Below are 14,979 nucleotides of genomic sequence, written 5' to 3' on the forward strand. Positions count from 1 at the left end.
TTGAATTCGAGCGTGTACTGCGCCCGCTTTGCCTTGACCGTCATCGTTTCTTCTCCTTGCTTGAGTTTACACACTCAGCAAGAGATTCGTTTTTCGGGGGCAAGGTCACACTCGCATCGGGATTGCAGGAAAACAGATTAGGTCGGGTGCAACTGCGAGGTCAACGCTGTTGTTGTTTTCGCCCCATGTTTGATACTAGGGCAAATACTTGTTCGTCTTCCCAAACTGAGAACACTTCTGTATACGGCCATCAGAAGGGCAGTAAAGACAGTGTTCCATTCGCCCTAGCGTCGCCTTTTCAAGGGATGACGAGTCCACGAATACGATGGCCGGACGGACTGTCCTGCATCGCGAGCTGCGCAAAGCTAGCGACCCAGCGACACTCGGTAGTCGTGTCGGCCGCGACGAAGCCGGCTTCTTCTTCCCGGAACGCATTGAGGTCGCATCCCGGCTTCATCGGCAACGACTTCTCGGCGACCGTTCGGGCCCTCTAGGCGAGGCTATGAGTTTGGTAGTCCGCCATGCTTTGACTCTCAAGTTTTCGTCCGCGTTGCCGTTACGGGTAATGATGGCATACGTCGAGCGGCTCCGTACGCGCGAATGCAAGAGACCGCCTATAGCCGACTCCGAACAAGGTGCCCCCACCGGTTTTCTCGCGAGTTTCGAAAAAAATGCAGCTGAACTTCAACGGGACCTGTGAGCCTTTGGCCCACTTAACTCAGATTAGCTGCTAACCAAATTTCGACCGCTGCGAATCCTGAACTTTCTGTCGCCTACTTTCTGATTGTAAAGGCCGCAGCCGATGGTCGGGACCTTCACCTCTCCCCAAGGCACCTCGATAGCATGCAGCAAACATGGTCTTCAACAATTAAGCGGCACATTGAAACGGAGCTTTCCGACCCGAAGAAAGCTCTTTCTATGCTGGGTAAATTTTCTGCAACTGGCCTATTTTTTCTGAGCGGCTACTACGCTGGACTGAGGTTTACCCCTGATGTGAGTCTCGGGCAAAGCGCCTTTGTTGCTTTTCAGGCAGCATTGTGGGGGACATTAATCTTTGGTCTTTTGGGCTTCTCCATTTCCGGACCTGCCATCACCTATCATTTACTTGACATCAACACCGATGACGTTGCGCGCAAAGCGCGGAGTGCCGCTGTCAGGTCTCTTCATGCGCGCGCCCTCTGGTCGCAGGTCTTCTGGTTCTGTGTCTTTGCCACATGCGCTATCTATCCTTTTAGACACGACCCCGAATATGGAATGCAACTTGACTTAGGCTTTGGTGTGGCCGTGATATGCATGATTTTCAGTGCGGTATTTACTTTGACCAGCCCCCTGATACGAGGCTCAGAGGCAACTGAGGGCCGCGGAATCTTCCTTGCATCGGTGGTGCTGATAGGTTTCTTTTCGCTTATTGCCATAGCAATGCTGTATACCCTTTACGCAACAACTCCGCACTACAATGATAACGACTGGTGGGGACTCCTCGGTGCGGCGGGACTTGTCATTGTGACCGGCGCCATGCAAGCAAGCTTTCGAAAGAGAGATGTTGTCCTGAAGGTTGCAATTGGAGCCGTCGCGTGCGTTCAGGTAATGTTCATTATGCACTCGGTTTCGGCACCGTTCCGGCTCATAGCGAACGTCATTGGTATTGCCGAGCAACGGCCCGTGTCTATTGCTATACCAGTGGCCTCCTGCCGCCAAGCGGAAGCCATATTGCATCCATTGACGAGTTTCAGTTGCCGCCCAGACGGCACCGGCTTGCTTACGAATGTCGAACTACTAAATTCTCTAGGAAATCGATGGCTGGTGAAATTTCCCGGCAATGAACGGACTGTGATATTGCCTGGAAAAGATGCAATAGTTCTGCGCTAGCACCGGCATCGATTTTTCTGAGACACATCGCTTGGGGTGTCAAGATTGTCGAGCTTCGCTATCGAATTAGGAACGCTCATTCGCAGCAACTGCTGGCAAATGGAAGGTAACTGAACCTTGAACGCACATCTAGCTCGTTGGAACTTTCACGTCACCCCCGGTGATATTCTGTTGCTTCACAGTCGTGACAAAGCAAGTGCGACCGCCATTAAGTTCGGGCAGTCCATCAAACGAATGCGACCGGCGCACTACACGCACGTTGCAGTAGTCCTGAATGACACACTCATAGTGGACGCTATGCCGAATGTCGGTGTGACGCTTAGGGAGTGGCGTGACATTGAAGTCAATTACGATATCGCTCTGTGCAAGGTCGCGAGACACAACGGATTCGCGCGCGACAGCTACTCGAGGGCAAAGGTCTACGAGAGGGCGGTCTACTACTACAAGCAGCCATACAAGCTTTCATCGTTGGTTCATCATGACCATCCTGTCCGAGACCAGTCCGGTTTAGTTTGCTCACAATTTGTCAGCTTGCTATTGAAGGACCTCGGTGTAGAAACATCCGATTTTCTGCCAACTGCCACGCTACCCGTCGATATCGAGTATTACGTACAGAGCGCTCCTGGTTGGCGCCAGTTTCCACTATCCGAGTACGGCCTATTTTCGTTGTGCGAGACGCCTCCACTTGACCACGAATACTGGAGTTACTTCAAGAATGCCTCGACTCTAGCAACTGGCAGCAACCGAGCAGATGTCGAAGCATTGGCAAAGAAGATGAGTTCGGCATTCGATAGCGCTGCCCCCGCGGCCTTTGAGGAACTTCTAGGTGATATGGATAGCCTTCTTGCGAAAAGCGAGGGGCTTAGGGCTGAAGCGACCGCCGTTCTCAAAGGGAGCGTTGACGCGGTGTATGAACTAAGTCGTAGCGTGAATATGCTACAGGATACGTTGCTGGAGTCGGCCGAGCTTATGTTGAGTGACGGTCTAAACGCCTCGGGGCCGACCAAAGGCTTCGACTCGAAAGTTGCCAGCATGCTAGAGGGCATTGAGCGCCCTCTGCCAGGTGACCTCGGCTTTCTTGAAGGATGGCGTAAGCTTTTTCCGGGTGCCCTCATGCGGAAACCACGATTTCTGCATCACGAAGATAGAATGGGAAACCTTCAGAGGGAACGTGACCTGTTCTTAAAGATACTTGTTCAGACAAGCGTGGCCGGAAAAGTGCAACTTGACCAGTTTTCGACCTGCAGACACCAAGTTGAAACTATTGCACTATCCGCGCGCGACCACAGCTTCAACTACGAGCTTTCGGTAGCGGGCTGGGCTCTTGCTTGCTCCTTGCTCAGTGAACCCTCAATTTTTGCGGGTATTGATGAGCATGTTCTGGACCGCCGACTGGAGTGTTACCCTGCTATCTTTGAAGAGTGTTAGCTCTGGATACAATCAAGCAAGTCTGAGCTGGGTGAGCAGGCCCTCGAAGCCTTGTCGCTAATGTTAGATATCGACTTTGACAAGAAGACATGGGTTAGTGTTGCACAACCTACGCTTGAAGCCTCGGTTAGATTTCTTGATGAAGTTCTGAAATTCTTGAAGAGCCGGCAAGCCACCGACATATGACTTCGTGAGAGGAGCCTTAAATGCATTGGCTTTGGGGCTGTCTCGCGCGTGCCGGATTTATACTGGGTGGGAATCCGAAGCGTTCCAGTACAATTTCTCCCTTAAAGTCGGCACCGAGTAAGCGATTGTGACCGAGTCAACCATGCCAAAGTATGACGAAGGATTTCCAGGGGAACTGCCCGGGAATATCCGCCGACAGGCGGTTCCTTCGATACGCGGCACCGTTTATCAAGCGTGGTGTTCCATCGATGCTTGGTTGCAGCTGACCACGGCAGACCAGGTGATTTATCTCGAGGGTGCCGAAGATTTCGATGTGGTCAGTACGGATGCGGCTGTCACGATTCAGGTGAGGCACACTGAGGTGGCCATCTCCCTAGGTGTGGCGAAGGCGAGAGAAGCGCTCGAGCATTTCTGGGCGTTAGCCGCGAGGGACCCAAGGCGCGCGATTGAATACCACTATCTCACGACTAGTCCCGTGGCCATGGAGCGGGATGGAAGCTTCGGTGGTCTCAGCGGCCTGGAAGCCTGGAGAGTGGCGTGCACCAACGAAGAGATGTCCTCAACTGTCGCTAGTTATCTGCGGACTCATCTTCCTGGGCAGTCGTTACTAGGTAAATTTGTCGCATCAGCCAGCCCGTGCGAGCTGCAAGAACGGTTGTATCGTCGCTTTCACTGGCTGACCGACCAACCTGACATTGAGACGGTTCAACGGAGTGTCGACGACCGAATTCGTGTTCTGTTGCACCAACACAGGCGTAGCGTCGCGCTCGCAGCAGAAGTAAGGCAGCAGCTTGAGTCCCGCTTTTGGCAGGTTATTGTTCTCACGGCATCAAGCGAGAGGCGCCTCACATTTGGTGACCTACTGCAACAAATCGAGCAAGCTACGACCGCCTATTTACCGGTTCCGGTCGACCAAATCGCGGACCTCTTTGTTACGGCTCGCCCTGGAGCGGGTCTCCTTCGGGTTCTAAGGGACAAGCTGCCGCAGCCGCCGAGCCCGCTCATCCAGCGTCAAGAACTCGTTCGAAGCATTGAGAGCGCGGTCAATCAGCGTCGTTCGATAGTGTTGACCGGCACCGTGTTCAAAGGCAAAACGACGGTAGCACAGCTAGTCGCGAATGCACTTTGCCCTGAGGCGTGGTGGATAAATGTCACTGGTAGGCAATCGGACCAGGTTGACAATCTTCTGCTCGCGCTCGCAGCCGAAATTGACAGAGACACGTGTCCCGCTCTCGTTGTCATCGATGACCTGAATATCAGCGCGGCGGCCCATCGTGTATACCGCGATTCGTTGGCACTGGTGCTCCATCGGACGAGAGCAGCTGGTCGAGCGGTATTGATAAGTGCGCAAGGAGACGCGACAGATTCCGCGCAGATTGTCGAATTGGAAGGTGTAGACGTAATCGAAGTGCCCGAGCTGCAACCCCGTGAGGTTGAGCAGCTCTGCATTCAGGAAGGTTGCTCTCTGGCTGATGCCGGATTTTGGGCAGCCACCGTCTACACGCTTTCCGCCGGTCACCCTAAGCTCGTTCAGGTGCGCGTCGCAGAACTGTCAGAACAAGGTTGGCCACAACCAGCTGCAAGCTACATTGGCGCAGTGTCGTCGGCCGCTGATTCTGTTCGCCAGATGGCGCGCCGACTATTGAGCGAATCATGGGCCCCGGAAGTCGTTGAGTTCCTGTATTGTGCTTCCGAATCCATTGTAACGCTGCATAGAAGCGTTGCCGTCAAGCTAGCGGAGTCTGTGGGAGGAGTCAGAAATCCCGGCGACGTTCTGGAGCGTTTGGCGGGCAAGTGGCTCGATTGCATTGAGCACGACTGGTTCCGCACGACTCCTCTGCTCACCGGCGCCGCAGGGCAGGCATGGTCGCCGGAGCAACGAGCTATCGCGCATATCCGACTGCACGACTCGATACGGAGTAAAGGCACGCTTAGTCCCGCTGAGGCGGCGGCACTTCTCTTCCATGCATTCGTTGGCCAGGAGCCACGACGCCTTGCGCAGGCGGCTATGGAACTTCGAATTCTTGAGGACGACGGCGCACGTGAAGCAGTAGAGCGCAATCTGCTCTGGTTACCCTACGCGGCACTCGAGCCAGGCGCGCGGGTCATTGATGATGCGTTGGCCGGAGCAGCATTCAGAATGCTTCAATTCAGCGTTGCGATTACGCTGGAGTCGGATACATTGTCGACGATAGGCACTCGCTGGGAGGAGGAAACTGCGCAGGTCTCGCATGCCGAGATGTTGCTGGGCATGCAGGTCATGATGTGGACATCAGTGGCGATAGCGGACACCGCGAAGTTGCCAATCCCGATGCGGCTCGATGCAGTTCGTAGCCTCAGCGGTCTCGGCCTCACAGGCGAAATCGGGGCGACTGTCGCGGATGGTCTTTCGTCGTTTCTTGGCAAGAGCGAAACCGTCCGAGGTGGCATTCCCGTGGTCGCAACGCAGGTTCAGATTCTGCTGGCCTTTTGCGCGCGCTGGGTGAGAAGTGCATCGACGTTGCGTGAGCTCATTGACTGGCTTGACAGCAGTGCGACCGATGAAGTCAGACGGGACTTTGATGTGGTGATTGAATGGTCCTTCGTTCAAGTTGCAGGCGCTTTCGTTCAGAGTGCTTGGGTCGATGAGTACGACGATGATACGGATTGGGTCCTATGGCTGGAACTGTTCGACCTCACCTACGAATACGCGAAGCGCAGAGCGTCACCCAATCTAGGTAGGGAAACCGCAAAGGCCAAAGCTATAGTACTGACCGAATATCAATCGCGCCCAGACGAAGCGCTTCAACTACTCGATGCAGCCGAGCGAGATTTTGGGTACTCCGCGGTGCTGGGTGAGCAGCGAGTCAATGTGCTGTTTCAAATCAACGACTATGCGCGGGTTTTGGAGCTTTGGAGCCGGTTGGTTAGTGTGAGTCAGCCTGCGCTAGACCCATTCGCATACCGGCGAGCGGCCATCAGTGCAGCTCGGCTTGGAATGTGGGAGAAAGCTGCGGAAATATTCCGTAGCGCTGCAGCGGCGACGGATTTAGTGGAATATTCATGGACACGTTTCGGATTACAGGTTGATGGTGCTCTAGCGGCTTCCTTAGGCGGTCGCCAAAGAATAGCTGCCGAAATACTGGCTGAAGCAGTCAACTCGTTACCGGCTTCAGCTGCGGACGAGGGGGATGAACAGGGCGAGGCACTGCAAAGAGCGGCGTCCGAGGTGTACCGACGCATTGAGAAAGTGCTGTGGGCATCGTCAGATGCATGAACCAAAGTTTCAGCCAGGCTACGCCAGTTCACCGGGCTTAAGGGTCCCCGAGTGCACTGCGGGGCAAGCCCTTCGCACCGCGCTCACGCGTGGACAGGTGGCAAAGCTGTCAGCGTGTCTCGGTGTTGGAGCAGCCTTAGTTGGAAGTTCTGACATGGCAAGCCTGGCTGCGTCGCAATATCCGCAGGTGCGGTGGCTTGTCGCGGAGGCTCGTCTGGCTGCTTCGTTTGCCGACGGCGCAGGCACTGAGTTTATTCGTAACCTCGTCCAGTTTCTCGCGGCAACTGCGACGATGCAGCGTCTCGGCGTTCGTGCAATGGAACGAGACTCGGAACTTGCAGCGGACGAGTCGGTGGACGCTGGGCAGTGGCTGGGGTTACTGGTAGCGGGTGTGTGTTGCGCGGGTCCAGCGCTCGGCGACCATTTAGAGAAATGGCTTGAGGCCTGCAGGAGTATGTCCGCCGCGCCGGAGGGACTCGAATCGCTGGTACGCCAACTTCAGGCCGGCGCGCAGGTGGAAGAAAGGCACATGCTGTGGGGCGTTGTGGCCGATGTCAGTAGCGGTGTCGGAATACGATGCGGCGCCGCGGCCAAACTGCTACTCGAGGGATTGTGCCCGGCCGAACTTCTGCGCATCCAGGGTTGGCTCACTTCGGCCGTGCTGAGCGATGCGAGCGCCATCTGTCAGGAACTATTCAATTTTCATATGGCCGAGCGATTTGCGCGCGATTGGACGCGCATCGCGCAGAACCCCTTCCAATTACCCATTCCTAGGGCCACCGTTCCCGCCATCAAGGCGTCTATCGAGACCATTCGCGAAGGGCGCGGAACACTTCGCACCTTCCTGTTGGGTATCTCTCGCGCGGTGGGCCAACCTTTGGGTGACTTCATGGACCGGGTTCGATAGCTCAAGTGCGGCACAAAACCGCTCAAAGAAGAATATAAGGTCATGCATCACGGCCGGAAGGCCCAAGGAAAAAATAATGCAATTGAACGAGATTTTTTCGGACAAGCGGCTTGCGCGTCTCTTCGACTCCGGGGAAGCGTCATGTGTCGTCGAGATGTGGGTTCTGCAGATGAAGTCTGAAGAGGCTGTATCGAGTCGAATGGTGTATGGGCGAATCCTACCGTCCAATTTCACGAACAATACGTGGAACGCTCAGCGCGAGGATTCATTCAAACTTATTGATGACTCGCTGGAGGCACAGCTCAAGCGCATCACCGCTTTTGTCGAATCGAATCGTGTTCGCAACCTCTTGACACTCTTGGTCGAGGGAAGGTCCCTCGACGAGGCAAGCCAGAGCGCTGGTATCAAGCTGTCGGAGGCGGCCGTTCGATTCGCCGACGTCAAGCTAAACGACGCGTTTGCGTTACGACCGGTAATGCACTTGCCGACCCGCGACTATTTTCTGTTTAGGACCAATAGGCTGAGCCAGGCAAGCAATGCAAGCATGGACAGTGCTGCGATTACGAGTCTATCAAAAGGTGGAATGTTTGTAGTGGATGGTTATGCTCGACCCGAGCTAGCCAAATTGGTAACCGACACGCTGAACGACGGCACCGGACTTGATTTCTCAAGTCTGGATGCTTGGCGACTCGGTGACATCGAGCTCGGGGTATTCCCGGCGCTCGATGACGCCGAACGGCAACTCGTGGAAGTTCAAACTTTGTTAAAGTCCGATGCCCCGGGTGTACGGGTAACCATTGCGCGAGAACTGTCGCCGGGCGTTGCGTGTGACCTCGAAATCGAGCTGCAACTTTTCAACGACGATTGTGCTTTCTACGTCGCCCGTACAAAAGTGCCTGAGACTGACCAGTGGCCGCGAGAAGTCTGGCTCGATGTTCCTTCACATCAGGCCGGTATTGTTGACGCGCTTACTGTGCTGGTCGAGACACGAGAGCTTGGCTCTGCCACGTCATTTCGACGCTTTCAATGGGGAGCGTATCTGGTTCGTGAAGCTGGCATGCAGATGCACATGCAAGGCGATGTGACTCGTGTCGATTTCGACTGGTTGAAAGTCGCTTTACACCGTTCGCATTCAAAGCGGCTTGAGGCAGCGCAGACAGTCTCTCGGGGTACTCACACATCGCATAATGTCGTGGACGGGCGCAAGGCAGACCCTTGGGTAACGGCAAATCGACAGGCGGCCAACGTAGCATCTGAACTCGTTCCTCCCACTTCAGAGGCACGCTTTTTCGAGCGATACTCCGAAGGTGATAACACTGGTCGGCTCGCGCTTGCAGAATGGTTTAAGCGTCTCTTCGCGGCGTATCAAGATAAGCACGTCGTCTGGTTCGACCCATTCATGGAGGACGTTGGAGTCACGCTTATCAACCAGTATGGCTTCACGAACGGAAGCTACGTCATATTTACGCACGCACTGGAGCCGCAGGCCATCGATAACTGGTATGAGCATATTCTTCATAGGAACTCGGGTGGCCATATCGACGATGAGCCAGACACTCAAGTCGGCACTCGGGTATCTCGGCTTGTATCTGCCTGTAGAGCTTGGAATCGTCAGATGAAGGGTGTTCGACTACAGGTCGTAGGTCTTCCCCACGAAACTCTCCACGACCGGATGATTGTCATCAGAGACGCCAAAATGGAACCCGTGGTGGGGTTCCACTTGTCGAACTCCATTCAGAAGGCAAATGAGAATTTCCCCTTGCTCATCACACCGATTCCCCTCGACGTGCTGCGGCAAGTTTGCGACTACACCGACAAGCTGTTGCAGCGCGTAGCCGAACGCGCACCCGATAAGCCACGCGAGGGCATCGACGCGATGGTACTGTTTGATTCGAACGACGAGCCAAAGGTGAACGAGACAGGCTCACATCCAGATGTCCTTTTCATGCAGCGTGCAGGAGACGTACTTTCTTGGTGGACTGGGTACGATTCGCTGGCCGAGGTAGCTGGGGACGCGCTAAAAGGCTTTCTTCAAGAACTTGCCTTGCTCGACGAAAACGAGAGATTTCATACAGATAAGTTTGACCACATCCCGGAAAAGTTCTGGTTGCATGGACAGCATGTATCCGATTTCAACTCATGGTGGGACGCGATGGGAACCTTGCTGGCTAACTCACCGGCAGGAATTTACATCACAGAGTTGGGCACCAATCCACATGCGCCCAACGATACCCTGAGTAAATTGCTTGTGGAGTACCTTCGTCCGGACCGTGCTGATGCTATTCAACCGCTGCATAGTGGTCCGATTGTAGACGCAATGAAGGAGATGCAAGGCTCGCACGAAGAGCTTTTGCGGTCACGTCGCTACTATCTTCAAACCTCTCGTGAGCGTTTCACCATGCTCTCGTGGGGTGACAGATATGCATTGAAGGTGTTGTGGTATTTCGCCCCCTTGGTGTTAGTTCGATGGATTGAGCAGCAGGTGGCGGGGTCGAATTACCTCAATCGTCGCTGCCAGCTGTTGCTGTCCCAAGCGGTGTCGTACATATCCCTCGGGACCGAGTTCGGTTGTTCGAGTGTACAGCTCGACGCGCTCCTATCAAGCAGCAATCACTACGTCCGGTGGCTGGGATTTGTCGCGCTAGAAACGCTCCTTCAGGGCGACCACAAGCTACTCCCCAGAATTCAGGCCGTCGGGCATCTTTCTCAAATTCAGAAAGCTTGCGTTCTAGGATGGCTTCTTACGCGAAGTGGTCGCGGCACAACACCATTGCGGGTCGCGATGATTTCCGAGTTGCTTCAGATACTCCCGCAACATGTTGACAAAGACGCGCTGGATGCTCTCCTCAATTCGATGCGAAATCCGCTGCGCAGAATCTATGAGGCCCAGCCATGGATTCTGTCTGATGTAGTCGCACCCTTGGTTGAATCCGGAAGACTTTCTCCCGACAACGTAGCGCAAGCATGGGTGGATGAGCTTTTTGCCTATTGGAACGACTCTGAAAAGCAAGGCAGCCTGCTATTCGACGTCCAAAGCGAAGGGATGTTCACCGAGCAAATCGTGGCACTTCTGTTGAGCTGCTCCGCTCCCAAGCAGAAAGAACTTTTGAAACGGCTAACAAACGAGGTGGACTCCATTCACCGCGCAGTCACACAAATTCTCGCACATCAAGTGGACTACTCTCACACCCGTCAGGAATATAACAAGGCAATGTGGATTGGCTGTTTGGTTCGGTCGATGTTCGTGAACGGTAGGGGCCCTGCGCCGCTCGTTCAACTTGGGGGAATGAAAAAGATATATACAAAGACAACCGAAATAGTCGGCCGGACCAACTGGACCAGTGACGCGGGACCGGTCGAGCGTTCCTTGATTCAGTACTGGGAAGCCATCACGAATCTGCTGGAAAACCAAAAATAGACTGTCGTCGTGTCCCGAGAGTTTCCTAGTTTGAGCCCCGACAGCACGCTGTCTATCCAGGACCAGAACCGTCAATGCTTCGTGGCCAAACCCAACTGAACGTCACAGCGCTCTCCGCCAGCACTTCGTGCGCTCAACGTCCTATGGACCGAAATCTTCATTGACGATATAAACAATACTCCTGTTCGTCTGCGGCTCGAGGGCAAATCCTCCATGCTGCTTCGCGACGGTACGAAGGTCCTCAGGTGCATTGGTGGGTGAGACCGACCAAACTGTTCAATTGTCGCGTCGACAACACGAAGGCTTTCACTGAGTCGCAAGATTACGTCGGGCCGAATAACGAGCCGGAAGCTACAGCAAAAACCCGTTGGCCGGTTACGCGCTCGAGGGCGACCTGCGGCAGCACGTTATCTACGATGACGAGGTAGTGCTCCAGCAGTGCGCGAAGATGGTCCAAATTTCCATCCTCGATTTCGTGCCATAGGCTAGGTAGATATCGCACAACAATTGAGAATGCATAGAGGATGGTGAGATGTAGCGTAAAGATGTCAGTCAATCCCCAAAAAGGCGACATGACGCTGGTGCCACAGTACCCAGACTTATGTAACGGCAGCACGTCGTGCCATTGCAACGAGGTCTTGTGCCCTACCTCGCCGACCGGTCGAGGCCGTTTCGTAATTTCATCAGTCACATCGCGAAAGTTGTAAATGGGAAGGCCAAATGTGTTTGCCTCTTCGGCCGAAAGTTCGTAGCCGTGCAGCAGAAGCTCGACTGCAGTGGTCATCGTTTCCGCCGGGAGACCAGATTTCGGGTCGTAGAGAAAACCGTTCAACGAGCCACCACTCAAATCTATCTGTCGCTCGGTTTCGCTAAAAAACGTCTTACCGACATGAAAAGAAAGCGGGCGTCGTCCCAAATATTCATGTGTCACTGACTGGAGCTCGGGAACCCGGCACAGCAGGTCTCCCAGGGAGACAAAGCGACTCGATTGAGTAGCATCGGCGACTTTTCTCACTTTCTTGTCGAACACTGCCGATTTGAGGTCAAGACCTCTTGCCCTGCAATACTGCGCGAAGTGACCAGAGGGCAAACAACCAATGAGGTAGTTGTGCGGGAACGGTGCCTCTCCATCGGTGAGCGTAAAAAGCCCGTGACCTTGTTCAGTGTGTTTCTGCACCGACGCTAGCGTAACGCCGGCATCCCCGAGAGCTATTTGCTCGGCGATTGAAATTTGAAGCAACGCATAGTAACGGGACAGTACCCTGGAGTTAAGACCGCCAGATTTCGTTTCCCAGTAACCCAGCGCCGACCTCATCGCCCACGCCATCCCCGTGGCTTTGTCTTTTAAGTCGGCCTCCGATATCCCAGGCGACCGTTTCAAGATGACTTTCTCGCAAAGCTTATGGCTTGCAAAGCGCTTCAGCCTAAACCAAAGCGCTTCGCCGATATCGTCCGCGTAAATGATTTCGCTTGTCATGAAGTGGTGGCCTTGTTGAAGCGATTTTGTCCGGTGCGACATCGAGGTATCGTACCAGTGCCGGATGAAACAGTGTTCTCGGTCTGCGGCGATGTCGCCGTCGAGAAGGCCGATAGAAGCGGGCTGTTCTCTCGGCTGGTATGACGCTATACCTAACTTCGCCCTTAACTTCACGTTACGAATCTCGCACCACCGTTTCACATGTATCTGACATCGCTCCTTACACTCCGAGCCGTAGTCACTGACATTGCACTCAATGTGCGAGGAGTAGCGAAGATGAACAAGAAGATTCTCGGCGCAGCGCTCGGCCTGGCAGTGCTGGCAGCATCAACAGCAGCATCGGCACACGTCGATGTCGCCATCGGATTGGGTGTCCCCGGAGCCGTGTATGCGCCGGCAGAGCCGGTCTACGAACCGCCACCTGCCGTCGTGTATGCTCCCGCACCTGTCGCCGTCGCGTACGGCGGTGGCGACGACTGGCGAGCCCGCGAATGGCGCGAACGTCGCGAGTGGCGTGAACGTGAATGGCGCCGTCATGAATGGCGTGAGCACGAGTGGCGAGAGCGTCGTGATTGGCGCGGGTATTGAAACAACGCCGGAGAGCGCCACATCCGAGAAGTCCAACCTCTGAGTATCTTCGAATGAAAGCTAGCCCGATACGAATCGCCTTGATTGCAACGACGCTGGTCTTCGCAACGGCGGGCACGGCAAACGCCGCAGGCTGCCTCAAGGGCGCGGTGGTAGGTGGGGTCGCCGGGCACTACGCGGGGCACCACGCTGTAGTTGGTGCGGTCGGCGGCTGCGTGGTCGGCAAGCACCTTGCGACGCAGCACGCTCAACAGAAAGCCGCGGAACGTCAGGCAGCACAGGCGCAATAAAACGTCGTCGGCCCGGTGTACCCGGTGGAACCAGAGAACTGCTGGTCCACCGGGCATCTGACAATTACCTTTAGGTCGTTAACTCGGCGCCGGACTCTACCGTGGCCAACGGAGCGGGCACGGTCACGCTCTTGCGCGGCGTTTTTTTCGCCGGCACCTTCGCGCTCACGGCCTTCTTGGCAGCAGTTTTCTTCGCAGTCGGGGCCTTCTTCGTAACAACCTTCGTGAGCGCCGGTTTCGCATCGACCGCCGCACTGGCGCCAACAATCAGAAACTTCGCCCGGTCTTTGGCACCAGATAGCCACGCCGGAGCCGGACCGCGCCCGCTCCAAGTCGCGCCCGACTTCGGGTCGCGATACTTAGCCGGCTGCGGACCTTTCGGCTGACCCTTGGTAGAGGTCGCGCCAACTGCCTTCGAGGCCTTCTTCACCGCAGTCTTCGTCTTGCTCACAACAACTGCGTTCGTCGCAACAGTTGCTTTAGCGCCGCCTGCAATCAGGAACTTACTCCTGTCTTTGGTTTCGGCAATCCACGCCGGCGCGCGGCCGCGTCCACTCCACGTCGCACCCGACTTTGGGTCCTGGTACATCGCCGGCTGCGGCCCACGGAGGTAGTTGCCATCAGCCTTCGTTTTGCTAACAGAAGTCGGTTTCGTTGTCGCCGTACTTTCATCAACCAAAAATTTGTCTCGGTTCTTCGCGGCAGCAATCCAACTTGGTGCTCGGCCGTGTCCGGTCCAGGTTGCACCACTCTTCGGGTCGCGATACTTGACTGCGGTAGCGCTGTCTTTGCTCATGGTCTTACCAACTGCCTTCGTGGAGCGTTGCTTGCCGCCAGCGTGCGCGTCAATGTCAGCGGTGGATAGGCCGTGCTTCGCCATCAACTCGCGAATCTTTTCAATGACGCCCGACGATTGCTTTGCAATCAGCGCATCCGCTTGGGCCTTCAATTTATCCATCTTCGCCTGGATTGCTTCCAAAGTCGTTGCCATCAGATGGCCTCCTAGTGAATGTGGTCGCAATATGCCACGGTCGCGTTAGAAAAGGCTAGAGCATTGACTGGAGCGGCGTGTGTCGGCAAGGCCCGGGATGCAGGAAGGACGATTGCTTCCGAAGCAGGTCCGACAGGGGCCATGGCAGTAGCCGAGGTCACAACCGGAGCCACTGCAGCGCGCGAAGTGGTTTCGACAGACTTTGCCATTACCTTCCACCGCGCGAATACGGTGTCGATGCAGTGGACGTCGCTGCACGCGTTGTGCGATTGCCTCCACCAGGCGTGTTGTTCGGGCGAGAGCGTCCCACTGCTCAGCAGGGCCTGCTGTTGCGCGACGATAGCGGCGAAGCGCAAGCCCTCACTCCGCTTTTCAGCTCCAATTCGCGGAAGGCTTTACTTGCGCTAGACTGGCTCGAGCAACCGGAAGGAGACCTGGATGATGCGCAAGACGCTTAACAGGCCGCGGAAATACCTCGCACTGAAGTCATCGCAGCCGATAGCCAAAGCGTTGATGTAAGAAGCTCACCCGCCCCCCAAGGAGATCATGCGCGGCACCGACACGTTCAC

10 protein-coding genes are annotated in these 14,979 nt (G+C 55.3%); 7 read left to right on the forward strand and 3 right to left on the reverse strand.

All coding sequences use genetic code 11. The annotated features are described in order from the left end of the window. Positions 1-298 precede the first annotated feature (298 nt). The gene (locus KHO33_RS40910; RefSeq protein ID WP_200568325.1) at positions 299-457 is read right to left on the reverse strand and encodes a hypothetical protein; all 159 of its coding nucleotides are present in this window, start codon (positions 455-457) and stop codon (positions 299-301) included. 386 nt (positions 458-843) lie between these two features. On the opposite strand from KHO33_RS40910, the gene KHO33_RS40915 reads away from it, so the two are divergent. The 5 genes from KHO33_RS40915 to KHO33_RS40935 all read left to right on the forward strand — a co-directional run bounded on the left by KHO33_RS40915 (position 844) and on the right by KHO33_RS40935 (position 11,064). Next, entirely contained in the window at positions 844-1,869 is a 1,026-nt protein-coding gene (locus KHO33_RS40915) for a hypothetical protein (RefSeq protein WP_200568326.1), read from the forward strand. Positions 1,870-1,986: 117 nt separating this feature from the next. After that, positions 1,987-3,297, forward strand: coding sequence for a hypothetical protein (locus KHO33_RS40920; RefSeq protein WP_200568327.1), 1,311 nt, complete (start codon positions 1,987-1,989; stop codon positions 3,295-3,297). A gap of 328 nt (positions 3,298-3,625) precedes the next feature. Next, positions 3,626-6,739 (forward strand): hypothetical protein, encoded by a 3,114-nt coding sequence (locus KHO33_RS40925; protein WP_200568328.1) that lies wholly within the window; start codon positions 3,626-3,628, stop codon positions 6,737-6,739. A gap of 154 nt (positions 6,740-6,893) precedes the next feature. Next, positions 6,894-7,646: a hypothetical protein gene (locus KHO33_RS40930; protein WP_200568329.1), complete on the forward strand. Its 753-nt coding sequence runs from the start codon at positions 6,894-6,896 to the stop codon at positions 7,644-7,646. 76 nt (positions 7,647-7,722) lie between these two features. Then, the gene (locus tag KHO33_RS40935; protein WP_200568330.1) at positions 7,723-11,064 is read left to right on the forward strand and encodes a VPA1262 family protein; all 3,342 of its coding nucleotides are present in this window, start codon (positions 7,723-7,725) and stop codon (positions 11,062-11,064) included. Positions 11,065-11,386: 322 nt separating this feature from the next. Here the strand turns inward: KHO33_RS40935 and KHO33_RS40940 are convergent, their stop codons facing one another. Then, on the reverse strand, positions 11,387-12,541 hold the full coding sequence (locus tag KHO33_RS40940) for a YaaC family protein (RefSeq protein WP_200568331.1): 1,155 nt from the start codon (positions 12,539-12,541) through the stop codon (positions 11,387-11,389). 276 nt (positions 12,542-12,817) lie between these two features. Here KHO33_RS40940 and KHO33_RS40945 point away from each other — a divergent pair, with 276 nt between their 5' ends. Beyond that, positions 12,818-13,129: a hypothetical protein gene (locus KHO33_RS40945; protein WP_200568332.1), complete on the forward strand. Its 312-nt coding sequence runs from the start codon at positions 12,818-12,820 to the stop codon at positions 13,127-13,129. Between the two features lie 53 nt (positions 13,130-13,182). After that, positions 13,183-13,419, forward strand: a complete 237-nt coding sequence (locus KHO33_RS40950) for a hypothetical protein (protein WP_200568333.1) — start codon at positions 13,183-13,185, stop codon at positions 13,417-13,419. Between the two features lie 70 nt (positions 13,420-13,489). Here the strand turns inward: KHO33_RS40950 and KHO33_RS42870 are convergent, their stop codons facing one another. After that, positions 13,490-14,410, reverse strand: a complete 921-nt coding sequence (locus KHO33_RS42870) for an H-NS family nucleoid-associated regulatory protein (protein ID WP_200568334.1) — start codon at positions 14,408-14,410, stop codon at positions 13,490-13,492. Positions 14,411-14,979 lie beyond the last annotated feature (569 nt).

It is taken from the genome of Paraburkholderia nemoris (assembly GCF_905221015.1).
Taxonomy (GTDB): domain Bacteria; phylum Pseudomonadota; class Gammaproteobacteria; order Burkholderiales; family Burkholderiaceae; genus Paraburkholderia; species Paraburkholderia nemoris.